At 68.2% G+C, this 26,741-nt stretch carries 25 protein-coding genes; 19 read left to right on the forward strand and 6 right to left on the reverse strand.

All coding sequences use genetic code 11. The annotated features are described in order from the left end of the window. Positions 1-75: 75 nt before the first annotated feature. The 14 genes from BUR28_RS13750 to dxs all read left to right on the forward strand — a co-directional run bounded on the left by BUR28_RS13750 (position 76) and on the right by dxs (position 13,182). Positions 76-945 carry a polyprenyl synthetase family protein gene (locus tag BUR28_RS13750; protein ID WP_074220650.1) on the forward strand — a complete coding sequence of 290 codons (870 nt, stop codon included), beginning with the start codon at positions 76-78 and terminating at the stop codon, positions 943-945. After that, complete coding sequence (locus BUR28_RS13755) at positions 942-2,090, forward strand: methyltransferase (protein ID WP_074220651.1); 1,149 nt, start codon at positions 942-944, stop codon at positions 2,088-2,090. The genes BUR28_RS13750 and BUR28_RS13755 overlap by 4 nt, the downstream gene beginning before the upstream one ends. Positions 2,091-2,212: 122 nt before the next feature. After that, the gene (bchC, locus tag BUR28_RS13760) at positions 2,213-3,160 is read left to right on the forward strand and encodes a chlorophyll synthesis pathway protein BchC (protein WP_074220652.1); all 948 of its coding nucleotides are present in this window, start codon (positions 2,213-2,215) and stop codon (positions 3,158-3,160) included. Next, positions 3,150-4,154 carry a chlorophyllide a reductase iron protein subunit X gene (locus BUR28_RS13765; RefSeq protein ID WP_074220653.1) on the forward strand — a complete coding sequence of 335 codons (1,005 nt, stop codon included), beginning with the start codon at positions 3,150-3,152 and terminating at the stop codon, positions 4,152-4,154. The genes bchC and BUR28_RS13765 overlap by 11 nt, the downstream gene beginning before the upstream one ends. Next, positions 4,147-4,281 (forward strand): hypothetical protein, encoded by a 135-nt coding sequence (locus BUR28_RS20710; protein ID WP_256370886.1) that lies wholly within the window; start codon positions 4,147-4,149, stop codon positions 4,279-4,281. Before BUR28_RS13765 ends, BUR28_RS20710 begins: the two co-directional genes overlap by 8 nt. Then, entirely contained in the window at positions 4,278-5,861 is a 1,584-nt protein-coding gene (bchY, locus tag BUR28_RS13770) for a chlorophyllide a reductase subunit Y (RefSeq protein ID WP_074220654.1), read from the forward strand. Before BUR28_RS20710 ends, bchY begins: the two co-directional genes overlap by 4 nt. Continuing rightward, positions 5,861-7,342 carry a chlorophyllide a reductase subunit Z gene (bchZ, locus tag BUR28_RS13775; protein ID WP_074220655.1) on the forward strand — a complete coding sequence of 494 codons (1,482 nt, stop codon included), beginning with the start codon at positions 5,861-5,863 and terminating at the stop codon, positions 7,340-7,342. The genes bchY and bchZ overlap by 1 nt, the downstream gene beginning before the upstream one ends. Continuing rightward, positions 7,339-7,560, forward strand: coding sequence for a cytochrome PufQ (pufQ, locus tag BUR28_RS13780; RefSeq protein WP_074220656.1), 222 nt, complete (start codon positions 7,339-7,341; stop codon positions 7,558-7,560). Before bchZ ends, pufQ begins: the two co-directional genes overlap by 4 nt. A 126-nt stretch (positions 7,561-7,686) precedes the next feature. After that, on the forward strand, positions 7,687-7,833 hold the full coding sequence (pufB, locus tag BUR28_RS13785) for a light-harvesting antenna LH1, beta subunit (protein ID WP_074220657.1): 147 nt from the start codon (positions 7,687-7,689) through the stop codon (positions 7,831-7,833). A 14-nt stretch (positions 7,834-7,847) separates the two neighbouring features. Then, complete coding sequence (gene pufA / locus BUR28_RS13790) at positions 7,848-8,012, forward strand: light-harvesting antenna LH1, alpha subunit (protein WP_074220658.1); 165 nt, start codon at positions 7,848-7,850, stop codon at positions 8,010-8,012. A gap of 144 nt (positions 8,013-8,156) precedes the next feature. Further along, on the forward strand, positions 8,157-9,017 hold the full coding sequence (gene pufL, locus BUR28_RS13795) for a photosynthetic reaction center subunit L (protein WP_074220659.1): 861 nt from the start codon (positions 8,157-8,159) through the stop codon (positions 9,015-9,017). Positions 9,018-9,019: 2 nt separating this feature from the next. Further along, positions 9,020-9,988: a photosynthetic reaction center subunit M gene (pufM, locus tag BUR28_RS13800; protein ID WP_074220660.1), complete on the forward strand. Its 969-nt coding sequence runs from the start codon at positions 9,020-9,022 to the stop codon at positions 9,986-9,988. A 1-nt stretch (position 9,989) separates the two neighbouring features. Continuing rightward, the gene (gene pufC / locus BUR28_RS13805) at positions 9,990-11,084 is read left to right on the forward strand and encodes a photosynthetic reaction center cytochrome PufC (protein WP_074220661.1); all 1,095 of its coding nucleotides are present in this window, start codon (positions 9,990-9,992) and stop codon (positions 11,082-11,084) included. Positions 11,085-11,262: 178 nt separating this feature from the next. Further along, positions 11,263-13,182, forward strand: coding sequence for a 1-deoxy-D-xylulose-5-phosphate synthase (gene dxs, locus BUR28_RS13810; RefSeq protein WP_074220662.1), 1,920 nt, complete (start codon positions 11,263-11,265; stop codon positions 13,180-13,182). A gap of 16 nt (positions 13,183-13,198) precedes the next feature. Here dxs and leuB read toward each other — a convergent pair whose 3' ends face one another. The 6 genes from leuB to BUR28_RS20715 form a co-directional block, all read right to left on the reverse strand. Further along, positions 13,199-14,302, reverse strand: coding sequence for a 3-isopropylmalate dehydrogenase (leuB, locus tag BUR28_RS13815; RefSeq protein ID WP_074220663.1), 1,104 nt, complete (start codon positions 14,300-14,302; stop codon positions 13,199-13,201). 59 nt (positions 14,303-14,361) lie between these two features. Next, positions 14,362-15,429: an endonuclease/exonuclease/phosphatase family protein gene (locus BUR28_RS13820; protein WP_074220664.1), complete on the reverse strand. Its 1,068-nt coding sequence runs from the start codon at positions 15,427-15,429 to the stop codon at positions 14,362-14,364. Between the two features lie 29 nt (positions 15,430-15,458). Next, positions 15,459-16,292, reverse strand: coding sequence for a hypothetical protein (locus BUR28_RS13825; RefSeq protein WP_074220665.1), 834 nt, complete (start codon positions 16,290-16,292; stop codon positions 15,459-15,461). 283 nt (positions 16,293-16,575) lie between these two features. Beyond that, on the reverse strand, positions 16,576-17,181 hold the full coding sequence (gene leuD / locus BUR28_RS13830; protein ID WP_074220666.1) for a 3-isopropylmalate dehydratase small subunit: 606 nt from the start codon (positions 17,179-17,181) through the stop codon (positions 16,576-16,578). Positions 17,182-17,193: 12 nt separating this feature from the next. Then, the gene (gene leuC / locus BUR28_RS13835; RefSeq protein WP_074220667.1) at positions 17,194-18,609 is read right to left on the reverse strand and encodes a 3-isopropylmalate dehydratase large subunit; all 1,416 of its coding nucleotides are present in this window, start codon (positions 18,607-18,609) and stop codon (positions 17,194-17,196) included. A 52-nt stretch (positions 18,610-18,661) separates the two neighbouring features. After that, positions 18,662-18,784 (reverse strand): hypothetical protein, encoded by a 123-nt coding sequence (locus BUR28_RS20715; RefSeq protein ID WP_256370887.1) that lies wholly within the window; start codon positions 18,782-18,784, stop codon positions 18,662-18,664. A 57-nt stretch (positions 18,785-18,841) separates the two neighbouring features. On the opposite strand from BUR28_RS20715, the gene BUR28_RS13840 reads away from it, so the two are divergent. The 5 genes from BUR28_RS13840 (at position 18,842) to BUR28_RS13865 (ending at position 26,597) form a co-directional block, all read left to right on the forward strand. After that, positions 18,842-20,170: a mechanosensitive ion channel family protein gene (locus tag BUR28_RS13840; protein ID WP_074220668.1), complete on the forward strand. Its 1,329-nt coding sequence runs from the start codon at positions 18,842-18,844 to the stop codon at positions 20,168-20,170. A gap of 679 nt (positions 20,171-20,849) precedes the next feature. Continuing rightward, complete coding sequence (locus BUR28_RS13850; RefSeq protein WP_074220670.1) at positions 20,850-22,499, forward strand: ABC transporter substrate-binding protein; 1,650 nt, start codon at positions 20,850-20,852, stop codon at positions 22,497-22,499. A gap of 365 nt (positions 22,500-22,864) precedes the next feature. Next, positions 22,865-24,157, forward strand: a complete 1,293-nt coding sequence (locus tag BUR28_RS13855) for an MFS transporter (RefSeq protein WP_074220671.1) — start codon at positions 22,865-22,867, stop codon at positions 24,155-24,157. 130 nt (positions 24,158-24,287) lie between these two features. Further along, entirely contained in the window at positions 24,288-25,058 is a 771-nt protein-coding gene (locus BUR28_RS13860; protein ID WP_074220672.1) for an FkbM family methyltransferase, read from the forward strand. 111 nt (positions 25,059-25,169) lie between these two features. Then, positions 25,170-26,597: a tannase/feruloyl esterase family alpha/beta hydrolase gene (locus tag BUR28_RS13865; RefSeq protein ID WP_074220673.1), complete on the forward strand. Its 1,428-nt coding sequence runs from the start codon at positions 25,170-25,172 to the stop codon at positions 26,595-26,597. Positions 26,598-26,741: the final 144 nt, after the last annotated feature.

Genomic DNA, 26,741 nt, shown 5'->3' on the forward strand with positions numbered 1-26,741 from the left:
CATCCTGATTTACAATTCCGAATGTCTCGCCAGATTGACAGTCGGGCTGGGCAGGACAACGCAAGGGAGCGGGCCATGGACATCTCGGCGCGAATCGACGCCGCCATCAGCCGGGCGATCGCGGAGGGGCAGGGCGGTTCAGCGCCGCCCAAGCTGGCCTCGGCGCTGGAATACGCGCTCACCCCGGGTGGTGCGCGCATTCGTCCCACGATCTGCCTCAACGTGGCGCGGGCCTGCGGGGACGACAAGCCGGACCTGGCCGACGCGGCGGCGATCTCGATCGAGCTGATCCATTGCGCCAGCCTCGTGCATGACGACATGCCGTGCTTCGACGATGCCGACATCCGGCGCGGCAAGCCCGCGCTGCACAAGGCCTATGGAGAGCCGCTGGCGCTTCTGACCGGCGACAGCCTGATCGTGGCCGGGTTCGAGGTGCTGGCCCGCGCCGCGCATGACGATTGCGCCCGCGCGGTCGAGCTCATCCGCATCCTCGGCCAGCGCACCGGCATGCCCTGCGGCATCTGCGCCGGGCAGGGCTGGGAGAGCGAGGAAAAGATCGACCTCTCCGCCTATCACCGCGCCAAGACCGGCGCGCTCTTCATCGCCGCGACCTCGATGGGCGCGGTGGCCGCCGGCCACGAGGCCGAGCCCTGGGAAGAGCTTGGCGACCGCATCGGCGAGGCGTTCCAGGTCGCCGACGACCTCAAGGACGCGGTGCTCGACGCCGACGCGATGGGCAAGCCTGCCGGGCAGGACGTCACGAACGGCCGGCCGAACGCGGTGGCCGAACTGGGCGTGGAGGGCGCGGTCCAGCGGTTCCGCGACATCCTGTCGGGCGCAATCTCGTCGATCCCGTCCTGCCAGGGCGAGGCGGCGCTGGCCCAGATGGTCCAGGCCATGGCCGAGCGGCTCATTCCCGAACCCGCACGACACGCCGCAGAATGACAGACAGCATCTCCGATACGCGACCCGCGCGTGCGCAGCGCGGGTTCAGTTGGCGTCGCTGGCGCAACCGCAAGATCGCCTCGCCCGCCTTCCAGAGCTGGGCCACGCGCTTTCCCCTGACACGCGGCCACGCGAAACGCGAGGGCGAGCGGATGTTCGATTTGGTGTCGGGCTTCGTCTACAGTCAGGTGCTTTATGCGCTGGTCGAACTCGACCTGCTGGTGGCCGCGCGCGACGACCCGCAAACGGTCGCGATGCTGGCCAACCGCAGCCGCGTGCCGCCCGACCGGATGGAGGCGCTTTGCCAGGCCGCCACGGCCTTGGGGCTGTTCGAACGCGTCGGGGACCGATACCAGCTCGCCTCTCTCGGCGCGGCGTTGCTGGGGGTGCCGGGCGTGACCGACATGATCCGTCATCACGACGTGTTCTACCGCGACATGGAAGATCCGATCGCCGTGCTCCGGGGCGAGCGGGAGACCGAGCTCGCCCGCTTCTGGCCCTACGTTTTCGGAGCGGGCGCGGTCGAGCAGCCAGAGGTCGCGGAACGGTATTCCAAGCTGATGGCCGACAGCCAGGGCCTGGTGGCCGAAGAGACGCTGCGCACCGTGTCCTTGGACGGCATTTCCCATCTGCTGGACGTCGGCGGCGGCACCGGCGCCTTCCTTGACGCGGTGGGCCGGGCCTATCCGTCGCTCCGCCTGTCGCTTTTCGACCTGCCGGCCGTCGTGCCCGCTGCCGAAACCCGGTTCCGCGAGGCCGGCATGACCGGCCGCGCCAGCGTGTTCGGCGGCAGCTTCCGCGACGATCCGTTGCCCGAGGGGGCGGACGCGGCCTCCCTGATCCGGGTCTGCTACGACCATGCCGACGACACCGTGCGCGCGCTGATGGCCAAGATTTTCGCTGTCTTGCCGCCCGGCGGTCGGCTCATCGTGTCCGAGCCCATGTCCGGCGGCGCAACGCCCGAGCGGGCCGCCGATGCCTACTTCGCGTTCTACTGCATGGCCATGCAGACCGGCAGGGTTCGGTCCCGGGCAAGGATCGCCGAACTGATGAAAGAGGCGGGTTTTCAAGCGATTGAGATGCCGCGCGCACGCCGGACCTTCGTCACCTCGGTCGTGGTTGGCTGTAAACCCGTGGCGACATGATGCCCCTCCGAAGCTGTCTAAAAAAGTTGACACTCAGCCCTGTCTAGCTAAACTTACAACAGTCAATCACCGTCGAGTGAGTCCCGAGTCAGCCGGGCGACAGAAACGGGAAGGGAGTGTCCATGGAAACCACCGCCGTCATCCTTCGGGGCCCCAAGGAAATCGGGCTCGGAAAGCTGGGGTTGGCGGCGCCCGGACCGCGGGATCTGGTGGTGGAAATCTCCCATTCCGGCATCTCCACGGGCACCGAAAAGCTCTTCTATACCGGCGAGATGCCGCCCTTCCCCGGCATGGGGTATCCGCTGGTGCCCGGCTACGAATCCGCCGGCGAGGTGGTCGAGGCCGGCTCCGAGACGAACTTCAAGGTGGGCGAGCATATCTTCGTCCCCGGCGCCAACTGCTATGACGGGGCGCGGGGGCTTTTCGGCGGCTCGGCCCGGCGCCTGGTGACCGATGCCAGCCGCGTGACGCGGATCGACGCCGGCCTCGGGCCGGAAGGCGCGCTGCTGGCGCTGGCCGCCACCGCCCGTCATTCGCTGGCCGGCGTCGACAAGAAGATGCCGGAACTCATCGTCGGCCACGGCGTTCTGGGCCGGCTGCTCGCGCGGCTGACCATCGCCGCGGGCGCGCCGGCCCCCACCGTCTGGGAGATCAACCCCGACCGGCAGGGCGGCGCCGAAGGCTACGAGGTCCTGCACCCCGACGACGATCTGCGCAGCGATTACCGCACGATCTACGACGCGTCGGGCGTCGGCGCGCTCCTGGACATGCTCATCACCCGCATCGCCAAGGGCGGCGAGGTGGTGCTTGCCGGGTTCTACACCCAACCGCTTTCCTTCGCCTTTCCGCCCGCCTTCATGAAGGAGGCCCGGCTGCGCATCGCCGCCGAGTGGGACCGCGAGGACCTGATTGCAACGCGCCAGCTCGTGGAGTCGGGCGCGTTGTCGCTGGGGGGGCTCATCACCCACAGCGTACCCGCGGAAAAGGCCGCAGAAGCCTATGAAACCGCGTTCAACGACCCTGCCTGTCTGAAAATGATCCTGAACTGGGGAGCCGCTCATGACGCTTGACGTCCCGAATCTGAAAGACATCGATCAGCGCCTGCGCGACGAGGCGAACGAGCCGCTGGACGAGGAAATCCCCGTCGCCGAGCCGACCAAGAAGACGCAGATCGTCGCGATCTACGGCAAGGGCGGCATCGGCAAGTCGTTCACGCTGGCCAACCTGTCCAACATGATGGCCGAACAGGGCAAGCGCGTCCTGCTGATCGGCTGCGACCCGAAATCGGACACCACGTCGCTTCTGTTCGGCGGCAAGGCCTGCCCCACGATCATCGAGACCTCGACCAAGAAGAAGCTCGCCGGCGAGGAAGTGCAGATCGGCGACGTCTGCTTCAAGCGCAACGGCGTCTTCGCGATGGAGCTGGGCGGGCCTGAAGTCGGCCGCGGCTGCGGCGGGCGCGGCATCATCCACGGCTTCGAGCTGCTGGAAAAGCTGGGCTTCCACGACTGGGATTTCGACTACGTGCTGCTCGACTTCCTGGGCGACGTGGTCTGCGGCGGCTTCGGCCTGCCGATCGCCCGCGACATGGCGCAGAAGGTGATCCTGGTCGGCTCCAACGACCTGCAGTCGCTCTACGTTGCCAACAACGTCTGCTCGGCGGTGGAATACTTCCGCAAGCTCGGCGGCAATGTCGGCGTCGCGGGACTGGTCATCAACAAGGATGACGGCACCGGCGAGGCGCAGGCTTTTGCCGAGGCGGTGAACATCCCGGTTCTGGCGGCGATCCCGCAGGACGAGGATCTGCGCCGGAAATCGGCGAACTACCAGATCGTCGGCAGCGCCCAGAGCCAGTGGGGCGAGTTGTTCGCCGGGCTCGCGACCGCCGTGGCCGATGCGCCGCCGATCCGCCCCGCGCCGCTCGACCAGGACGGCCTGCTGGGCCTTTTCGCGCCCGAGGAGACCGGCGCGGGCTTCGAACTGACGCCCGCGACCGACGCGGACATGCGCGGCAAGAACGCCAAGCCGAAGAAATCCCTCGAAGTGGTGTACGACGATGTTTGACCTCGACGAACTCTCCCGCTGGGACGAGGCGCTGCAGGCGCTCGAACACCACGCCCCCGAACCCGCTGAACTCCAAGAGGCGCCCGCCAGGGATGCGGCGCCCCTGCGCGAACTGGAGGACGCATGACCGAAGAGGTCACATATGACAATGCCCACACCGCCGAGGTGATCGAGGGCACGCCGCGGGAGGCCGGAAACCCTCACGCGACGGGTGCCGACCCGGCGCTGGGCGACGGCATGGGCTGCCATGCCGGAGCGGCCGAGATGGAAAAGGCGGCCCGCATGGCGGGCAAGTCCGAGATTCTCGACCAGTACGCAAAGGACTATCCGCAAGGCCCGCACGACAGGCCGCAAAGCATGTGTCCGGCCTTCGGGTCGCTCCGTGTGGGGCTGAGGATGCGCCGCGTGGCGACCGTTCTGTCCGGTTCCGCCTGCTGCGTCTACGGCCTGACCTTTGTCAGCCATTTCTACGGCGCTCGGCGCTCGGTGGGCTACGTGCCGTTCAACTCCGAGACGCTGGTCACCGGCAAGCTGTTCGAGGACATCCGCGACTCCGTGCACGCGTTGGCCGATCCCGAGAAATACGACGCCATCGTGGTGACGAATCTCTGCGTGCCGACCGCGTCGGGCGTGCCGCTGCGGCTGTTGCCCGACGAGATCAATGGCGTGCGGATCGTGGGTATCGACGTGCCGGGCTTCGGCATTCCGACCCATGCCGAGGCCAAGGACGTTCTCGCCGGGGCGATGCTGAACTATGCCCGCCAAGAGGCCGAGGCCGGCCCGGTCGCCGCGCCCGAGGGCGGCGTGTCCGACCGGCCGACCGTCACGCTTCTGGGCGAGATGTTCCCCGCCGACCCGATCGTGATCGGCCAGATGCTCGACCCGCTGGGGCTGGCCTGCGGTCCCGTGGTGCCCGCGCGCGAGTGGCGTGAACTCTACGCCGCGCTCGACTGCGGCGCGGTCGCGGCGCTGCATCCGTTCTACACCGCGGCCATGCGTGAATTCGACGCGGCGGGCCGCCCGATCGTGGGTTCCGCCCCGGTCGGACATGACGGAACCGCCGCCTGGCTGGCCAATATCGGCGACGCCTTCGGCCTGCCGGCCGACAAGGTCGCCGCCGCCCAGAACGCCTTCCTGCCGGCGATCAAGCGGGCGCTGGAAGATGCCCCGGTCGATGGCACGATCACGCTGTCGGGGTATGAGGGGTCCGAACTTCTGGTGGCCCGCCTGCTGATCGAGTCGGGCGCGAAAATCCCTTATGTTGGAACGGCTTGCCCGAAAACGAAGCAATCCGAAGCCGACCGGGAATGGCTCGAGGCGCATGGCGCCAAGGTGGTCTATCGCGCCTCGCTCGAGGACGACTGCGCCGCCGTGGAGGCGATCAAGCCCGACCTCGCCATCGGCACCACGCCCGTCGTGCAGAAGGCCAAGGAACTGGCGGTTCCGGGCCTCTACTTCACGAACCTCATCTCGGCCCGTCCGCTGATGGGACCGGCCGGGGCGGGCAGCCTCGCGCAGGTGGTAAATGCGGCGATTGCGAACAAGGGCCGCATGGCATCGATGAAGGAATTCTTCGAAGGTGTGGGCGAGGGAGACACCGCCGGTGTTTGGGAAGGGGAACCGAATCTCCACCCCGAGTTCCGGGCGCTCCACGAGAAGAAGCTAGAGAAGAAGCGTCGCGCCGAGAAGGCGCAGGAGATGATCTGATGCTGGTCCAGGATCACGACAGAGCCGGAGGGTACTGGGGGGCCGTTTACGCCTTCTGTGCCGTCAAGGGCTTGCAGGTCGTCATCGACGGGCCCGTCGGATGCGAGAACCTGCCCGTCACCTCGGTGCTGCACTACACCGACGCGCTGCCGCCGCACGAACTGCCCATCGTCGTCACCGGCTTGGGCGAGGAAGAACTGGGTCGCGACGGCACCGAGGGCGCGATGAAGCGCGCCTGGGGCACCCTCGACCCCGCACTTCCGGCGGTCGTGGTGACCGGGTCCATCGCCGAGATGATCGGCGGCGGCGTCACCCCCCAGGGCACCAACATTCAGCGTTTCCTGCCGCGCACCATCGACGAGGACCAGTGGGAAGCCGCCGACCGGGCGATGACCTGGATCTTCACAGAGTTCGGCATGACCAAGGGCCGGATGCCGCCGGAGAAGAAACGCGAAGAGGGCGCCAAGCCGCGGGTCAACATCCTCGGCCCGATGTATGGCGTGTTCAACATGCCGTCTGACCTGGCCGAGATTCGCCGCCTAGTCGAAGGCATTGGCGCCGAGGTCAACATGGTGATGCCGCTCGGCGCGCACCTGGCCGAGATGCGCAACCTGGTCAACGCCGACGCCAATATCGTGATGTATCGCGAGTTCGGCCGGGGCCTCGCCGAGGTTCTGGGCAAGCCCTACCTGCAGGCGCCGATCGGGATCGATTCGACGACCAGGTTCCTGCGCAAGCTGGGCGAGATGCTCGATCTCGACCCCGAGCCCTTCATCGCCCGCGAGAAGCATTCCACGATCAAGCCGGTCTGGGATCTCTGGCGCTCGGTCACGCAGGACTTCTTCGCCACGGCGACCTTCGCCATCGTCGCGAACGAGACCTATGCCCGCGGCGTGCGGCATTTCCTGGAAAGCGATCTGGGCCTGCCCTGCGCCTTTGCCGTCGCCCGCAAGGCCGGCGCCAAGACCGACAACGACGAGGTCCGCGCGATGATGGCGCAGAAGCGTCCGCTCGTCGTGATGGGCTCGATCAACGAGAAGATGTACCTTGCCGAGTTGGGCGCGGGACACGGGCCGAAGCCGGCCTTCATCCCCGCCGGGTTCCCGGGCGCCGCCATCCGGCGCGCCACGGGCACGCCCTTCATGGGCTACGCAGGGGCGACCTACCTGCTTCAGGAAGTGTGCAATTCGCTGTTCGACGCGCTCTTCCACATCCTGCCGCTGGGCACCGAGATGGACTCGGCAGCGGCAACCCCCACCCGGCTTCGCCGCGATTTCCCCTGGGACGAGGACGCGCAGGCGCTCCTCGACCGGATCGTGGCCGAACACCCGGTTCTCACCCGCATTTCCGCCGCCAAGACGCTTCGCGATGCCGCCGAAAAGGCCGCGCTGGAGCAGGGGGCGGAACGCGTGGTGCGCGAAACCGTCGAGGCGCTCGCGCCCGCCGGTTTCGAAAGCCTTGTCAAAGGAGAAAGCAAATGACCGACCAGACTTCCGACGTCCATGTCGCGCGCGCGCACCGGCCGCCGAAAGTGGAGTTCATGGTCTACTTCACGATCATCTTCCTTGCCGCGCTGCCGCTCGCCTTCGTCGCGACGCTGCTGGCCGTGGTCAAGCGGGGCGATCTGAAGACGAAAGGGCCGGTGGCCCGTGCCTGGAGCCAGGCGCGGATCATCACGCCCATGATCTTTTCTGCCTGAGCGATCAGGCAGTTCACCGAGTTCGCCCTACTCCCGGTTGGGCGAATTGTCGGCAGGGCATGGTGCCTTGTCGGAACCCGGCCGCCGGGGTGCGCGGCATCAGTCTGACGATCCGGAGGAAAGTTAATGGCTGAATCTGACGTGTCGTTCACCGGTTTGACCGACGAGCAGGCGCAGGAAATCCACGCTGTCTACATGAGCGGGCTTTGGCTGTTCTCGGCCGTTGCCATCCTGGCTCACCTGGCAGTGTACATCTGGCGTCCGTGGCTCTGAGGAGGACCTGAACAATGGCAAAATTCTACAAGATCTGGATGATCTTCGACCCGCGCCGCGTGCTGGTTGCGCAAGGCGTGTTCCTCTTCCTGTTGGCGGTGATGATTCACCTGTTCGTGCTCAGCAACCCGTACTTCAACTGGTTGAACGTGGCTGCTGAAAAGGCCGCCGGCGCGTAAGCGACCCGCGGCCTTCCGGTGACGAACACTGGAAGTGGCATCAAGGCCGCGGGCGGGAGCCCCGATCTCCCGCCCGCGGCGATCTCGAAGAACAAGGACGGCTGAGGCCCGGACGGACACGGCCGCCATTTGCGGAGACAGACGATGGCACTGCTCAGTTTTGAGAGAAAGTATCGCGTCCGTGGAGGGACGCTCATCGGTGGCGATCTGTTCGACTTTTGGGTGGGGCCTTTCTACGTAGGCTTCTTCGGAGTGACGACGATCTTCTTCGCCACCCTCGGAACGGCGCTGATCCTCTACAGCGCGTCGCTTCAGGGGACCTTCAATCCCTGGACAATTCACGTTGCCCCGCCCGACCTCAGCTACGGTCTCGGCATCGCGCCCCTGGCCGAAGGCGGGCTCTGGCAATTCATCACCGTCTGCGCCATCGGCGCATTCGTCAGTTGGGCGCTGCGCGAGGTGGAGATCTGCCGCAAGCTCGGCATCGGCTACCATGTGCCGATCGCCTTCGGCTTCGCGATCCTCGCCTATGTGACGCTGGTGGTGTTCCGCCCGCTGCTGCTGGGCGCCTGGCACTTCGGTTTCCCGTACGGCATCTTCAGTCACCTGGACTGGGTGTCGAACACCGGCTACGCCTATCTGCACTTCCACTACAACCCCGCGCACATGCTGGCCGTGTCGCTGTTCTTCGCCACCTGTCTGGCGCTGGCGCTGCATGGCGGCCTGATCCTGTCGGCCTGTAACCCCGAGAAGGGCGAAGAGGCCAAGACCCCCGATCACGAGGACACGTTCTTCCGTGACTTCATCGGCTACTCGATCGGCACGCTCGGGATTCACCGGCTTGGCTGGCTTCTGGCCATCAACGCCGTCTTCTTCTCCGCGGTCTGCATCATCATCTCCGGTCCGCTCTGGACCGAGGGCTGGCCTGAATGGTGGACCTGGTGGAGCAACATGCCGATCTGGCCCGAAATCGAGGCGGCCGGCGCTGGCCAAGGAGTGATGTAACCATGGCTGAGTATCAGAACATCTTCACCCAGGTTCAGGTCGCGGGTCCCGGCGACTGGGGCATGGACAACGAGAACAACATGATGGAGGAGCGCGCCGGCGGTATCGGGAACTTCTCTATCCTCGGCTGGCTCGGGAACGCGCAGCTGGGCCCGATCTACCTGGGCTACAGCGGGGTGATCTCGCTCGTCGCCGGTTTCGCCGCGTTCTTCATCATCGGCCTCAACATGCTGGCCCAGGTGGACTGGTCGATCGTCCAGTTCCTGCGCCAGGGCTTCTGGCTGGCGCTGGAGCCGCCGAGCCCGGAATACGGGCTGCAGTTCCCGCCGCTCCATGACGGCGGCTGGTACATGATCGCCAGCTTCTTCCTGCTGGTGGCGGTCTGGGCCTGGTGGGTGCGCACCTACATGCTCGCGGTCGAGCACAAGATGGGCAAGCACATCGCCTGGGCGTTCCTCGCCGCGATCTGGCTCTTCATGGTGCTGGGCTTCTTCCGCCCGATCCTGATGGGCAGCTGGTCGGAAATGGTGCCCTACGGCATCTTCCCGCACCTCGACTGGACCACGGCCTTCTCGATCCGCTACGGCAACCTCTACTACAACCCGTTCCACGCGCTCTCGATCGCGTTCCTCTACGGCTCGGCCCTGCTCTTCGCGATGCATGGCGGCACGATCCTCTCGGTCACCCGCTTCGGCGGCGACCGCGAACTGGAGCAGATCTACGACCGCGGTACGGCGGCCGAGCGTGCGGCGCTGTTCTGGCGCTGGACCATGGGCTTCAACGCCACGATGGAAGGCATCCACCGCTGGGCCTGGTGGTTCGCGGTTCTCACCCCGATCACGGGCGGGATCGGCATCCTCCTGAGCGGCACCGTTGTCGACAACTGGTTCATCTGGGCCCAGGAGCACAACTTCGCGCCGACATATATCGAGCCCTACGGCTACGAAGCCTATAGCGGGCAAGGAGGCTGACATGTTGAAACTCCCCAAATGGTTCTTCAAGTGGAGTGAGGACAACCCCACCGATATCCGGGGTCCCGTGATCCTCGCGGGGACGGTGGGGTCGGCAGCGGCGGTCGTTGCGCTCATCGTGGCCTTCGACAACCCCTACCGGACCACGGACCAGCAGACCGGGCCCCGCGGGATCGGCATGGACGTCTCCAAGTTCGCGAAGGACAACGCGCAATACGACCCCTACGAGGAGACCTATGTCGCCTTCGATCGGGTCGAGGCACCGGAAGGGACGCCGACGGCGGCCGAGGCCTATGGCGACAGCGTCATCGCGTTCGGTGACATGGACCAGGCCAATTTCGACCGCCTGCAGGAGGCGATGAGCGCCTGGGTCGGCACCGACATCGTTCTCTACGACAACGGCGAGGTCGACGAGACCACGCTGGCGATCACCGAGAACTGCGTCGAGGCCACCCGCTATCTCAACGACGACTGGGACACGCACAACCTGGCGTCGGAAGGGATCGGCGTGAACTGCTATACCTGCCACCGGGGTCAGCCCACGCCTCCGGGCGCGTGGTTCGATCCGGGCGCGGTCAACTCCTCGGCCGAGGGCTGGGCGGCCGTCCAGAACCGGCTGTTGACCTACGAGCGGGCCGGCGTCACCGAGTTCGTCCACAAGTACACGGCCAGCGAGTTCACCTCGCTGCCGGTGGACTACAACGAGACGTTCCTGCTGGAGGGCGAGAGCATCAAGGTGCACGACCTCGAGTCCCGTGTCGACCAGCAGCCGGGCGATCCGACCTGGCAGAACGCCGAGCGGACCTATGCGCTGATGAACCACCAGTCGAACTCGCTCAACGTCAACTGCGTCTACTGCCACAACAGCCGGGCGTTCTACGACCCGACCCAGGTGACCCCGCAATGGTCGATCACCACGCTGGCGCAGACGATGCTGATCGACCTCAACCAGATCTTCTACGAGCCGCGCTCGGAGATCCTGGGCGAGGAATCCGGCAAGGTGAACTGCATGACCTGCCACATGGAGGTCATCCGTCCGCTCAACGGCCGCAACATGGTCGCCGAGTGGCCCGAACTCGCCACGGCCGGCGAGTGACCTGAATTCGGGCGCGGCGCCCCGGCGCCGTGCCCAACCCCATCGGGCCCTTGGCGGGGTCCGGTATTCGGGGCCTCCACACCCCGGTTCCCTTCCTGTCAGACACAGGACACTGGCGCCGTGTGGAGACGTGATCCACACGGCGCTTTTTTTGAGAAACGCGCGCGGGAGAAAACCGATGACCAAGCCCCTGACCCCGACACTGGACCGTGTCGCCGGCCCGGCCGACCTGAAGGGCATGAGCCAAGCCGAGCTGACCCAGCTGGCGCGGGACCTGCGAGAAGAGGTGATCTCGGTGGTGTCGCAAACCGGCGGGCACCTGGGCTCCTCGCTTGGCGTCGTCGAACTCACCGTGGCGCTCCACGCCGTCTTCAACACCCCCTTCGACAAGCTCGTCTGGGATGTCAGCCACCAATGCTACCCGCACAAGATCCTCACCGGCCGGCGCGACCGGATGCACACGCTGCGCCAGGGCGGCGGGCTGGCCGGGTTCTGCAAGCGTTCGGAAAGCGAGTATGACGCGTTCGGCGCGGGCCACTCGTCGACCTCGATCTCGGCCGCGCTCGGCTTTACCGTCGGCCGCGACATGGGCCAGCCCACCGGCGACGCCATCGCGGTGATCGGCGACGGGTCGATCTCGGCGGGCATGGCCTACGAGGCGCTGAACAATGCCGGGCACGAGAACCGGCGGATGTTCGTGATCCTGAACGACAACGAGATGTCCATCGCGCCCCCCGTGGGCGCGATGTCGAAATACCTCTCGGGGCTCTACAACGACACGCCCTTGGGCAAGCTCAAGGACATGGCCGAGGATTTCGAATCGGCGCTGCCGGGGCCCATTCGCGAAGGCGCGCGCCGCGCCCGCCAATTGGTCACCGGCTTCCCCGGCGGCGGCACCCTGTTCGAGGAGCTGGGCTTCGACTATATCGGCCCGATCGACGGCCACGACATGAGCCAGTTGATGACCGTGCTGCGCGCCGCCCGCGCGCGGGCCTCGGGGCCGATGCTGATTCATGTCTGCACGGTCAAGGGCAAGGGCTACAAGCCCGCCGAGGAAGCCCCCGATTGCGGGCATGGCGTGTCGAAATTCGATGTCGCCTCCGGCGCCCAGAAGAAGAGCCAGCCCAACGCGCCGTCCTATACCTCGGTCTTCGGCAAGACGCTGACGGCCGAGGCGGCGCGCGACCCCAAGGTCGTGGCGATCACCGCGGCGATGCCCTCGGGCACCGGGCTCAACATCATGCAGGACCGGTTCCCGCAGCGGGTGTTCGACGTGGGCATCGCGGAACAGCACGCCGTGACGTGCGCCGCGGGCATGGCCGCGTCGGGGCTCAAACCCTTCTGCGCGATCTACTCCACCTTCCTGCAGCGCGGCTACGACCAGGTCGTGCATGATGTCGCGATCCAGAAACTGCCGGTGCGATTCTGCATCGACCGGGCCGGTCTTGTGGGCGCCGATGGCTCGACCCATGCCGGCGCGTTCGACGTGGCCTACCTGGGCAACCTGCCCGGCATGACGGTGATGGCCGCCGCCGACGAGGCGGAACTGGTCCACATGGTCGCCACGGCTGCCGAATACGACGAAGGCCCCATCGCCTTCCGCTATCCGCGCGGCGAGGGGATGGGTGTCGAGATGCCCGAGCGAGGCCGGTTCCTTGAAATCGGCAAGGGCCGGATCGTGAAGGAGGGCACCAAGCTGGCCTTCCTCTCGCTCGGTGCGCCGCTCGTCGATTGCCTGGCCGCCGCAGAGGAGTTGGAAGCGCGCGGCGTGTCGGTAACCGTCGCCGATGCCCGCTTCGCCAAGCCGTTCGACACCGACCTCGTCGCCCGGCTCGCGGCCGAGCACGAGGCGCTGGTGACCGTCGAGCACGGTGCCGAAGGCGGCTTCGGCGCACTGGTTCTGCACTGGCTGGCGCGCACGGGGCGGCTGGACCGCGGCCTTGCGATCCGCACGATGACCCTGCCCGACAAGTTCATCGAGCAGGGCAGCCCCGCGCAGATGTATGCCGAGGCCGGCCTGACGGCACGCGATATCGCGACGACCGGGCTCGAGGCGCTGGGGATCGCGGCGGGACAGTTCGGCGCGGCCGCAGGTTAGGGCGGCCGCCCGCCGCTCAGAGGCTCGCGTCCAGCGCCGCCAGGATCGCGTCGCCCATGCCCGTTGTGGTGGTGGGCGTCGCCCCTTCGCTCTGCATAAGGTCGGCGGTGCGCACGCCGTCGGCGAGGACCTTCTCGACGGCCTGCTCCAGCCGCCGCGCCTCCTCCCCCTGGTCGAAGGAATAGCGCAGCGCCATCGCGAAGCTCAGGATGCAGGCGCAGGGGTTGGCCTTGTTCCGACCGGCGATGTCGGGGGCCGAGCCGTGGACGGGTTCGTAAAGCGCCTTGGGCCGGCCGTTCGCCATCGGCGCGCCGAGGCTCGCGGAGGGCAGCATCCCAAGCGACCCGGTCAGCATCGCGGCCACGTCCGACAGCAGGTCGCCGAACAGGTTGTCGGTCACGATCACGTCGAACTGCTTGGGCCAGCGGCACAGCTGCATGCCGCCGGCATCGGCATACATGTGCGACAGGTCCACCTCGGGGTAGCTTTCGTCATGCACCCGTTGCACCACCTCGCGCCACAGGATTCCCGATTCCATGACGTTGGCCTTCTCCATCGAGCAGACCTTGTTGCCGCGCCGCTTCGCCAGTTCGAAGGCCGACCGCGCGACCCGCTCGATCTCGGACTCGGTGTAGCGCTGGGTGTTGATGCCGACCCGCTCGCCGCCTTCCTCGGAGATGCCGCGCGGCTCGCCGAAATAGACCCCGCTCGTCAGCTCGCGCACGATCATGATGTCGAGCCCGGCCACCACGTCGCGCTTGAGCGACGAGAAATCGGCCAGCGCGTCGAAGCACTGCGCGGGGCGCAGGTTGGCGTAGAGGTCCATCTCCTTGCGCAGGCGCAACAGGCCGCGCTCGGGCTTCACGCTGAAATCGAGATCGTCGTATTTCGGCCCGCCGACCGCGCCCAGCAGCACCGCGTCGACCTCTTGCGCCCTGGCCATCGTGGCGTCCGCCAGCGGCACGCCGTGGGCGTCATAGGCCGCCCCCCCCACCAGATCCTCGGAGACATCGAAGCGCAGCCCCCGCCGATCCCCGAACCAGTCGATGATCCGGCGCACCTCCGCCATCACCTCGGGGCCGATGCCGTCGCCGGGCAGGATCAGAAGCGTGTTCGTCATGGGGGGCTGTCCTTGTCCTGAAAGGTCGGAAAGGGGCGTAGCCGTTGGCCCGGCGCGGGTCAAGGCAGGGCGACATCCACCCAGACGAGCCGGTGCCGCGAGGCCGCCGCGACGGTTTCGGCCATCTTCCCCTCGGCGGGCCAGAACACCCCCGCGCCGGTCACCTCGAACTCGGCCGAGGGCAGCACGTAGTCCACCCGCAGGTTGCCCGGATCGCCCTCGGCCCCGTCGTCCCAGTCGGCGGTGTCCAGCGCCGGGTCGCCGCGATGGGTGGCGTTCACGCCGCCCTGTTGCGCCGATGCCGCGACGCCGCCGTTGGAGCGCGGCGCCGGGTCCCGCAGGCGCGGATCGGCCAGGAAGCGCGCCATCGCCGCGCTGCGCCCGTCGCCGTCGACCGGGTCGAGATTGGCGTCGCCCAGCACCACGAACGGGCCCTCGGGCGGCGAAAGCCCCGGCAACGCGCCGTCCAGGTAAAGCGTCCACAGCCGCAACTCGTCGCGGTTTCGCAGGCCGTTCCGGTCCTCGGGGCCGTCGAAGACCGGCGGCGTGGCGTGGAACGCAAGCAGGTGGATCGCCGTTTCGCCCACCCGCACCGGCACGTCCCAATGCGCCCTGGTCGACAGCCGCTGAACCGCCTGCGCCTCGGCCGAGGGGAACGGGCGCCCCTCGGCCCGGGGCAGGGTCGCCGTGGGCATGTCCTTCCAGAGCAGGGCCGAGAGATCGCGCAGCCCGTCGCGGTCGACCGGGAAGCGCGAAAGCAGCGCCATGCCGTCCTGGCCCGGGAAGTAGCCGAAGCCCTGGCTGTCGCGCGGGCCGTCCGACCGACCGTCGCCGTCCAGATCGACCCCGGTGCGCCGCCCGGTGTTGGGAGGGCCCGCAAAAAGATGCGGATAATCCAGACCGCGCGCCCGCAGCCGGTTTGCCAGCGCCTCGAGCGCCAGGGCGTTCAGGTCGTAATCGAGGCCCTGCAACAGCAGGATGTCTGGCCCGACCGCAACGATCACTTCCACGACGGCGGCCACCTGGGGATCGTCGCCCGACAGGATATCGGCGAGCAGGAGCCCCGGTCCCTTGCGCGAAAGCTCGGTGTTGAAACTGGCGATGCGCAGGTCGGTCGCCGCGGCCATGCCGGCGACCAGCCACAGGAGCGCACCGATCAGACCGGCACGAGCGCGGGGTCGGAGTCGGGTGCGGCGCGGCGGCGCTGTTCGCGGATCATCGCGGCGATGCGGCCGATGGCGATGCCGCGCATGAACAGGCTGGCGGGAAGCAGGGCCCATGCGGAGACCGTCCAGATCAGGGTTTGCGGTTGCTCCAACGAGAACGGATCGAACGGCGTCGTGGACGCCCTCAGGATCACTGGTATCAGGAAAGGCAACACGAAGCCCAGCGCGACGTTGAACCGCGCGTCCCGCGACATCCGGTCGGCCACGTCGCCGCCTGTCGTGGGATCGAAGGTGGGCAGGTTGATCCAGACATTGAAGGCGCCCCGGCCCGACGGCCAGCGGGTGATCCGGGTGTAGATGGTGAAGACGGCCAGCGACAGCAGCGAGATCAGGTAGGCCATTCCCGCGGCGCTGAGCACCAGGTCGACCAGCCAGGGCGGTGCGTCCGCCGGCAGAAGCAGCGCGAAGAGCCGCACGGGGCTGTAGGGAAAGTCGATCGCCGCGGCGATCACCGACCCGACCGCATGCGCACCCGCCGTGACCGCGGAGGGGCGTATCTCGTCGAGGCAGATCACCGTCAGCACCAGGACGGTGACGAACATCGCGAGGAAGCGAATGCGGTTGAACGGGGGCGCGTCTCGAAACTCCACCAGGCCCGGATAGGTCGCCGCGTATTCGAAGACCGTCAGGCCGGCGGCGAAGATGCACAGCAGCACGACGATCTGCGAGACGTCACCGGGCACGTTCGGCAGCAGCAGGGACGGCGTCGAGATCATCAACACCACCAGACAGCCCCGCAGGATGGCGCCGAAAAGCCGCGTCATCCCGCGTCCCGCCCCTCGCCGAGGCCGGAGCCGGGCGCCATCCGCGCCGCCCGTCCGGTGACTTTCCGCTCATCCCAGCGGTGTGCCATGTCCTTGCCCCATTCGTGCCGTGACGATTCCGGCCCCGCGTGCCGGGCTCAATCGTTGCGATTCGAATGGGGCGATTTCATGGTGAGACTGTCCCGAAATCGGGCAAATCCCTGTACGACGTCGGGCCGCCCGTCGGACGGCCCGCGCCTGTGCACCTCTGGTTGTCCCGCGCTCCAGGCGGGGCGGCGGGCGTTCAGACCCAAGGCCGCTCCTGCGCCATGCGCGACTCGAACCCGTTGATCGCGGGGGCCTTTTCAAGCGTCAGGCCGATATCGTCGAGACCGTTGAGAAGGCAGTGCTTGCGGAACGGGTCGACCTCGAAGGGGAATGCCTCGCCTTCCGCGGTCGTGATCACCTGCGCGTCGAGATCGACCGTCATCCGCGCGTTCGCGCCCTTCTCGGCCTCCCGCATCAGCGTGTCCACCTGGTCCTGCGGCAGCACGATCGGAAGGATGCCGTTCTTGAAGCAGTTGTTGAAGAAGATGTCGGCGAAACCCGGCGCCACGATGCAGCGGATGCCGAAATCGCGGATCGCCCAGGGCGCGTGTTCCCGCGACGACCCGCAGCCGAAATTGTCGCCCGCGACCAGGATTTCCGCCTCGCGATAGGCCGGCTTGTTCAGCACGAAATCGGGGATCTCGTTGCCCTGGTCGTCATAGCGCATCTCGTCGAACAGGTTGACGCCCAGCCCGGTGCGCTTGATCGTTTTCAGGAACTGCTTGGGGATGATCATGTCGGTGTCGACATTGACCAGCGGCAGCGGCGCGGCGATGCCGGTGAATTTCTCGTACTTGTCCATCGTCCCGCCTCCTCAGACCGTTTCGCCCATGAATTCGCGCACATCCGTCAGGTGCCCGGTGACCGCTGCGGCGGCCGCCATCGCGGGGCTCATCAGGTGGGTGCGCCCGCCGCGGCCCATGCGTCCCTCGAAGTTGCGATTGGACGTCGCCGCGCAGCGCTCGCCCGGGGCCAGCTGGTCGGGATTCATGCCCAGGCACATCGAACAGCCCGCGAGCCGCCATTCGAAGCCCGCCTCGGTGAACACCTTGTCCAGCCCCTCTTCCTCGGCCTGCGCGCGCACCAGGCCCGAACCCGGCACCACCATGCCGCGCACGCCCTCGGCCAGCTTGCGGCCCCTGAGGATCTCGGCCGCGGCGCGCAAATCCTCGATCCGGCCGTTGGTGCAGGACCCGATGAAGACCGCGTCCACCTTGATCTCGTCGAGGGGCGTGCCCGGTTCCAGCCCCATGTAATCCAGCGACCGGCGCGCGGCCTCGACCTTGCCGCCGGCAAAGTCCTCGGGCGCGGGGACGACGCCGGTGATCGGCAGCACGTCCTCGGGCGAGGTGCCCCAGGTGACGACGGGGGCGATCTCCTCGGCGCGGATCGTCACCACCTTGTCCCACTGCGCGTCCGGATCGGATTTCAGCGTCTTCCACCAGGCCATCGCCGCTTCCCACTGGGCACCCTTCGGCGCGTGGGGCCGGCCCGCGATATAGGCGAAGGTCTTTTCGTCGGGGGCGATCAGCCCGGCCCGCGCGCCCCCCTCGATCGCCATGTTGCAGACGGTCATCCGGCCTTCCATGGACAACTCGCGGATCGCGTCGCCGCAATACTCGATCACATAGCCGGTGCCGCCCGCGGTGCCGGTCCGCCCGATGATCGTCAGGGTGATGTCCTTGGCCGTGACCCCCGGCGGCAGGGTGCCGGTGATCTCGACCTTCATGTTCTTGGACTTCTTCTGGATCAGGGTCTGGGTGGCGAGGACGTGTTCGACCTCGGACGTGCCGATCCCGTGCGCGAGCGCACCGAACGCGCCATGGGTCGCGGTGTGGCTGTCGCCGCAGACGATGGTCATGCCCGGCAGCGTCCAGCCCTGTTCCGGGCCGATGATGTGGACGATGCCCTGGCGGACATCGCTGACGGGATAGTAGTGGATGCCGAATTCGCGCGCGTTGCGGTCCAGCGCCTCGACCTGGATGCGGCTCTCCTCGTTCTCGATGCCCTTCTCGCGGCCGAGCGTGGTCGGCACGTTGTGGTCGGGCACGGCGATGGTCTTTTCGGGCGCGCGCACGCTGCGCCCGGCCATCCGCAGCCCTTCGAAGGCCTGCGGGCTGGTGACCTCGTGCACGAGGTGGCGGTCGATATAGAGCAGGCTCGTGCCGTCCTCGGCCTCGTCAACCAGGTGGGCATCCCAGATCTTGTCGTAAAGCGTCTTGCCGGTCATGGAACTCTCCGCGGCAGGTGTTCGGAAATTGCGAAACGGGCGGGACGCCGCCTCATGGGCGGGCGAGCACCGAGCGGGCCGCGCCGAAGAACCGCCAGGGCAGGCGCGCGCGGTCGTCCATGTCGAAGATGCGTTTCATGGCCGTCCAGATACGCCCTTGGCCGCCGCCGATCAAGGCTGCATGCTTGTCGCCCCGGTGTGCCCCGTGCCAGTCTGCGACCGAGGAGGGCGGATGGAAGCCGACCCGATATCGCTCATGGATCAGGTGCAGGCGCTGGCCGATCAGGCCCTTGTCTTCCTTCAGGGGATGACGCGGCCGGGATGGCGCCTCTACCAGATCGGCATCGTGCTCGCGCTGGCGCTCTTGGCGGAGCTGGCCGCGTGGGGGCTTCGCGGCCGGTTCCACGACTGGCTGCGTACGCGTGAGGGGTGGCCGCGCTGGCGGCTGCGGGTGGCGCTGATCCTGTTGCGCCGGCTCCGGCTGATCCTCTTCGTGCTCGCGGCGTGGGCGGTGACCTTGGTGATGCGCGAGGTCACCTGGCCCTCGCGCAGCTACCTGATCGGCATCGCGGCGACGCTGGCCACCGCCTGGCTCGGGGTCGGGCTCGCCGCGCGGCTGGTCCGAAACGTCGTGCTGCGGCGGATGGTGTCCTGGGCGCTGTGGATCTACGTCACCTTCTACGTCCTCAACCTGACCGACGAGGCCGCGGCGCTTCTGGACGACCTCGCGATCTCCTTCGGCGAGATGCGCCTCTCGGCGCTCACGCTGCTGAAGGCGGCGGTCCTGACCGGCATCCTGTTTGCCGCCGCGCGGATCGTCGCCCGCAACTCCGCGGCCCGGATTCGCGCCGACGAGGACATCTCGCCCTCGATGCGGGTGCTGATGGTCAAGATCCTGCAGGTGTCTCTTTACGGGCTGGCGATCTTCATCGGGGTGCAGGCCGTGGGCTTCGACCTCACCGGCCTCGCCTTCCTGTCGGGGGCGATCGGCGTCGGGCTCGGCTTCGGGCTGCAGAAAGTCGTCTCGAACCTCGTGTCGGGCTTCATCATCCTGCTCGACAAGTCGATCAAGCCGGGCGACGTGATTTCGCTGGGCGAGACCTTCGGCTGGATCAACCAGCTGGGCGCGCGCTACGTCTCCGTGGTCACGCGCGACGGCAAGGAATACCTGATCCCGAACGAGGATCTGATCACCAGCCGGGTGGTTAACTGGTCCCATTCCAACGAGTTCGTCCGGCTCGACATCTATTTCGGCACCTCCTACGGCGACGATCCGCACAAGGTGCGCGAGATCGCGGTGGAGGCCGCCGCCACGGTGGACCGCGTGCTGGCCGCCCGCCCGCCGGTGTGCCACATCGTGGGCTTCGGCGACAGTTCGGTCGACTACATCCTGCGGTTCTGGATCGTCGACCCCACCCAGGGGCTCACCAATGTCCGCGGCAATGTCTATCTGGCGCTCTGGGACGCCTTCGAGGCCAACGGCGTGACGATTCCCTTCCCCCAGCGCGAGGTCAAGCTGCTCGAAGGCAGCCAGGTGCGCAGCGCGCCCGCGCCCGACTAGGCCGCCAATGCCCGTTGGGGGCGGTGGATGCGGGCGCCGCGCCAGTCGGGGCGACCGCACGACGGCGTTACTGGTCCATGCTCTCGCTCCGGCGGTCGCACTCTTCGCAGATGCCCTCGATCCGTCTGCAGGAACGGCCGCACCGGCTGCATTCGCTCGAGGCCCTGGTCACGCACAGGGCGGCTGCAAGCAGCGCGGCCAGGGCCCCCAGCCCCGCAACGATGGCCAGCGTGGCCAAGGTTTTCAGCAAAACCGGAATCGAAACACCAACCATGGTCTACCCCTTACGCATGTCCGGCCGGGGGGCCTTGGGCCGCCGGCCGGACATGCGTTTTTCAGCACCGCGCCGGGATTTTTGCAAGCGGCCCCCTTCGCCTCTGTGTTCGAGTATGACCTGCCCGGCACGTCAGTTCTTGTCGTGGACGTGCGCCGGATGCCTTGCCGGATGTCAGCGGTGTGCCGTTGCGCCCCGGTCGCATGACGGAGCGGCCCCGTTGCCTTGCGCGGCGGTCGGTCGCATACTTTACCCGGTCGCGCTTCGCCCTATTGCTCTTGAGGGTCGGGCGGGGGCGATGCCGTGCGGCAACGGTCGTGACGCAGGAGACACGGAGAGCAAGCGGCACCGGTCGGTGCAGGGCCTGCACGAGAATCACCAGGACATCCGGGGAGATCACACCCAATGCAAGACTACGACGCCCGCCAGGCGCGGCCCCACCCGGCCGCTCGCCTTTTCGCGCGCGAGCACATGGCCGGAGCGATGAACCGGCGCGAGTTCCTGGGCCGGGCCACCGCTCTCGGCCTCTCGGCCGGCGCCGCCTACGGCTTGATCGGCCTGCCCGCCCCGGCCCGTGCGCAGGCAACCCCGCAGACGGGTGGCACGCTGCGCATCCAGACCAGCTGCCGCGAGTTGAAGGACCCGCGCACCTATGACTGGCCCGAGATGGCCAACCAGACGCGCGGCATCGTCGAGTATCTCGCCGAGGTTCTGCGCGACGGCACGCTGGCCCCGGTTCTGCTGGAAAGCTGGGAGGCCAATGCCGACGCCACCGAATACACCTTGAACGTTCGCCAGGGCGTCAAGTGGAACAACGGCGACGACTTCACCGCCGAGGACGTCGCCGCCAACATCGTCGGCTGGTGCGATGGGTCGGTCGAGGGCAACTCGATGGCCACCCGCATGGCCGCCCTGGTCGCCGACGGCGCGGCCGCCGAGGGCGCGGTCGAGGTGGTGGACAGCCACACCGTCCGGCTTCGGCTGGCCTACCCGGACGGCACGCTGATGTTCGGTATGGCCGACTACCCCGCCGCGATCATGCACCGCGACAGGATCGGCACCTCGGTGCTCGATCACGGCATCGGCACCGGCGCCTACATGTTCGACGAGTTTCGCGTGGGCGAGCGGGTCGTGCTGGTGAAGAACCCGGACCACAGCTATTGGGGCGAGGCCTGGCTCGACCGGGTCGAGATGCTGGACTACGGCACCGACCCGGCCGCGTGGCTGGCCGGCGCGGACTCCGACGAGTTCGACATGGTCTACGAAACCACGGCCGACTTTCTGGACATCTTCGATTCGCTCGGCTGGGTGCGGAGCGAGATCGGCACCGCCGCGACCGTGGTGATCCGCCCCAACCAGGAGGCCGAGATCGACGGCGCGCGGCCTTATGCCGATGTCCGCGTGCGCCGCGCCCTGCAATTGGCGGTCGACAACCGGGTGCCGCTGGAACTGGGCCTGTCGAACCACGGCGCGCTGTCGAACAACAACTACCACGTGGCGCCGGGCGTCAACCCGGACCATGCGCAGATCCCGGGCCATGACCGCGATGTGGACGAGGCCCGCCGCCTGATGGAAGAGGCGGGCATGCTGGAGTTCGAGCACGAGCTGATCTCGATCGACGACGGGTTCATCAAGGCCACCACCGACGCGGTGGCCGCGCAGCTGCGCGATGCGGGCTTCAAGGTCAAGCGCACGGTCATGCCCGGCTCGACCTTCTGGAACGACTGGACGAAATATCCGTTCTCCTCGACCAACTGGGGCCATCGCGAAACCGGCATCCAGTCGCTGAACCTCGCCTACCACTCGACCGCCACCTGGAACGAGGCGGGGTTCCGCTCCGAGGCGTTCGATGGGCTGCTGGCCCAGGCGACCGCGATCGCGGACAACACCGCGCGGCAAGAGGTCATGGCCGAGCTGGAGCAGATGATGGTGGACGAGGGCGTCGCGATCATCCCCTACTTCCGAACGATCTTCCGGCACTACACGGACGGCCTGATCGGGGCGGAGCAGCACCCGAAATACGAGATCAACATTCACCGGATCGGCTGGGCCTGACCCGGTCACCGGGCAGGGGGCGCGCAGGCGGCAGTCCGGTCGAGCGGACCGGGGCTGCCGCCGCCCGGCCCGGCGGGCCTGCCGGCCTCGGCGCGGTTCGCGCGCTGCACATGTAACCGGCTTTGCGTGGCCGGCGGGGTTGCGCGGTGGGCAGCGCGCATTTCCCGCGGGTCCGGCAGCGTTTGCGCCTCGGCTGGCGCGGTGGAGCTGTTGCAGGATCGACGGGAACGCCGCGGGGCCGAGACCGTTGCCCGTCGGCGGGATGTCGGAAAGCGGCGCGTCTGCGGCGCTGCGGCGACGGCACCGCGGGCTCTGCCGTGCCATGGCCGGGTCACGACCGGCGGACGGCAGCAGGGGAAGGATCGATGATCCAGGTGTTATCCGGCGTTTGGGCGCTTCTCGTCGGGATCGTGCTCATCATGCTCGGCAACGGCATGCATTTCACGCTGATCGGGTTGCGCGGCGGCATCGAGGGGTTCTCGGCCGCGGAACTGGCCGTCATCACGTCGGGCTATTTCGTGGGCTTCCTGTCGGGCGCGCGCCTGACGCCGCGCCTGATCCGGCGCGTCGGGCATGTGCGCGTCTTCGCGGCGCTGGGCAGCTTCATGTCGGCGGGGCTGATCGCCTTCACGCTGCTGCCCGAGCCCTGGGCCTGGACGATCCTGCGCGTTCTTCTGGGCTTCTGCATGTCGGGCATCTACGTCGCGGCCGAAAGCTGGCTGAACAACGCCGCCACCAACGAGACGCGCGGCAAGGTGCTGTCGGCCTACATGATCGCGCAGACGCTGGGCATCATCGGGGCACAGGGCCTCCTGACGCTGGGCGACGCGGCGACCGCGGGGCTGTTCATCGGCGCCTCGATCCTGGTCTCGATCTCCTTTGCGCCGATCCTGCTGTCGGCCACCCCGGTCCCCGCGGTCGAGGTCGCGCGCCCGATGTCGTTGCGCGATCTGTTCGCGGGCTCGCCGCTGGGGACGGCGGGGATCTTCCTTCTCGGCAGCATCTACGCAACGCAGGCGGGCATGGGCGCCGTCTTCGGCAGCCAGATCGGGATGACGGCCTCGCAGATCGCGCTCTTCGTGGCGATGCTGTTCGCGGGCGCGCTGGTCCTGCAATACCCCGTCGGCTGGCTCTCGGACCGGGTGGACCGGCGCAAGCTGATCTTCGGGGCGGCGCTGCTGGGCGCGACGTCCTGCGGGCTCGGCTGGCTGGCCGGCAGCGGCATGGCACCGGTGGGCGGCGGCGGGCTCTGGCCGCTGATGGCCGCGGCATTCCTTGCCGGGGGGGTCACGACGCCGCTTTACGCGCTGCTTCTGGCCTATACCAACGACTTCCTGTCGGCCGAGGAAATGCCGGCCGCCTCGGGCGGGCTGGTCTTCACCTTCGGGCTCGGCGCCATCTTCGGCCCGCTGGCGACGGGCTGGGCGATGAACGGCTTCGGGCCCTTCGCGTTCTGGCCGGTTCTCGGGGCGACATTCTTTGTCCTGGCGCTCTACGCGCTCTATCGCATGAGCCAGCGGGCGGCCGCCCCGGCCGAAGAGACCGAAAGTTATCTCGGCGTGCTTCCCACCGCTTCCGTCGTCGCGGTCGAAGCCGCCGGGGCCTGGGCCGCCGAGCAGGCCGAGGCCGAACGCCAGGCGCAGGACGACCCGGCCTGACCGCGCGACGGCGGGCTCCCGCGCCGAAGGACCCGCCGCCGCGGGTTGCCGCGGGCCCGCCGCGCGGGCATTCTCGCGGCGCACCCGGAACGTCCGGCCACCGCCGGGCGACGTGTCGGAGGCCCACGCAATGCCCAAGGCGACTGGCGCCGCCGCCCGACACCGCAGACCGCATGCGGCGGCCATCGGCCGGTCGCTGGACATCTACTATCGGGACACGGATCGGACCGCGCGCATGGACCGGCTGCATGCCGCCTTCGTCACGCCGGGCGCGCCGGTTTTCGATATCGGGGCGCATGTCGGCGACCGCACCGGCAGTTTCCTGCGGCACGGGGCGTCCGTCGTCGCGCTGGAGCCGCAGCCGCAGGTCTTTCGTGCCCTGCGCCTGATCCACGGGCGCCACCCCGCCGCGGTGTTGCTGCCTGCGGCCGCCGGTGCCGCGCCGGGCACGCTCACGCTGCATCTCAACACGCGCAATCCCACCGTTTCCACCGTGGCGCCGGGCTTCCTGTCCGCGGCCGCCGATGCGCCGGGCTGGCGGGACGAGGTCTGGGACGGGACGGTCACCGTTCCGGTCGTCACGCTCGACCTGCTGATCGCACGCCACGGCCTGCCCGCCTTCGTCAAGATCGACGTGGAGGGCCATGAACCGGCGGTGTTGCAGGGGCTGAGCGCCCCGTTGCCCGCCCTGTCCTTCGAGTTCACCACGATCCAGCGCCGCGCCGCCCATGCCTGCATCGCGCGGCTGGGCGCCCTGGGGCGCTACGCCTACAACCTCAGCCTGGGCGAAGAGCACCGGCTGCGCCATGACGTCTGGCTGACCGCGGCGGAGATGCAGGCCGAACTCGACGCGCTGCCCGAGACCGCGAACTCGGGCGATGTCTACGCAAGGCGGGTCTGAAACGGCCGCGGATCGGGCGCCCTGGGGCCGTGTGCGGTCCCCGGTGCCGGGGCGGGTGCAATTGCGAGTCCGGCGGTATAGGCTGCCTCGCGAAAGGGAGGAGAACCATCCATGCGTTTACCAGTTTTCGCCGGCCTCGCCGCGCTGGCGGCCCTGCACGTCGCCCCGGCCCATGCCGACACGGCGTGCACGGCCCTGACGGGCACCGTATTTCCCGCAGGCCATGTCACCAGCGCCCGGGTCATGCCGGAAGCCGACGGCCTGCCCGCCTATTGCGAGGTGCGGGCGACAGCGCTGCCCGCCATCTCGATCGAGGTGCGCCTGCCGATGGAGGGATGGAACGGCAAGTATTACCAGGCCGGCTGCGGCGGGTTCTGCGGCATCCTCGGCCGCGCCGATGCGGGCTCGGGCTGGATCAACGCGATGCGGCCCGGGCTGGAACGCGGCTATGCCACCGCGACCTCAGACAGCGGGCATCACGGGCTGTCGGTCGTCGACGCAAGCTGGGCGGACCACAACCCGCAGGCCGAACGCGACTGGGGCTGGCGCTCGATCGGCGAGACGAACCGGGTGGCGGGCCACCTGATCGACGCGTTCTACGGCGAGCCGGCGGAACAGGCGATCTTCCAGGGCTGCTCCACCGGCGGGCGCATGGCGCACATGGCGGCGCTGCGCTACCCCGAGATGTTCGACGGCATCATCTCGGGCGCGCCGGCGATGGACTATACCGGGCTCGTGGCGACCGCGCTCAGCTGGTTCATGCAGGCCAATACCGACGCGGACGGCACCCCGATTCTCAAGCCCGGCAAGGAGGCGCTGGTGGGCGAGGCGGTGCTGGCGCAATGCGACGGGGCCGACGGCGCCGAGGACGGGCTGATCGCCGACCCGCGCGCCTGCGATGTCGACCTGTCGGGTCTGGCCTGCACCGACGCGGCGGCCGAGGATTGCCTGACCGAGGCCGAGCTGGGGGTCATCGCCAAGTGGCGCGAGGGGCCGCGGAATGCGGCGGGCGACCAGCTCTACCCCGGTGGCATCCCCGAAGGATCGGAGCCGTTCTGGGGCCTGTGGCTGACCGGCCTTCCGGGCGGCGGGGGCAAGCTCAACCATGCCTTCGCGGCGAATTTCGGGGCCTACATGGCCTTCGCGGACGATCCCGGCGCGGGCTGGGCGCCCACGGATTTCGATTTCGAGACCGACCCGGCGCGGCTTGCCGCGATGGCCTCGGTCTACAACGCCGACGACCCGGATATCTCGGCCTTTCGCGCGGCGGGCGGCAAGATGATCGTCTGGCACGGCTGGGCCGACGCGATCGTCACGCCCTACAAGACCGTGGACTGGTACGAGAAGGCCGCCGAGGTCGCGGGCGGGGAAGACGCGCTGAACGAAAACGTGGCGCTCTTCATGGTCCCGGGCCTCGACCATTGCGGGCTGCAGCCGGGGCCGACGGGGCTGAGCCAGGCCGATCTCGACCCGCTGACGCCGCTTGAGGCGTGGCTGGCCGACGGCACCGCGCCGCGCTCGATCATGGCGGCGGAGTAGCGCGGCGCGGCCGGGCGGGGCGCCGGGCCTTTCACGCCGCTAAGCGCTGGACAGTCGCGGGCGGGACGTTAGGCTCCGTCCAACCGGTCGGGGGAGAGAGAATCGACGGGCCCTCGGACAGCTTCTGGCGGTCCGCGACGGGAG

The organism is Rhodovulum sp. ES.010, assembly GCF_900142935.1.
Classification (GTDB): domain Bacteria; phylum Pseudomonadota; class Alphaproteobacteria; order Rhodobacterales; family Rhodobacteraceae; genus Rhodovulum.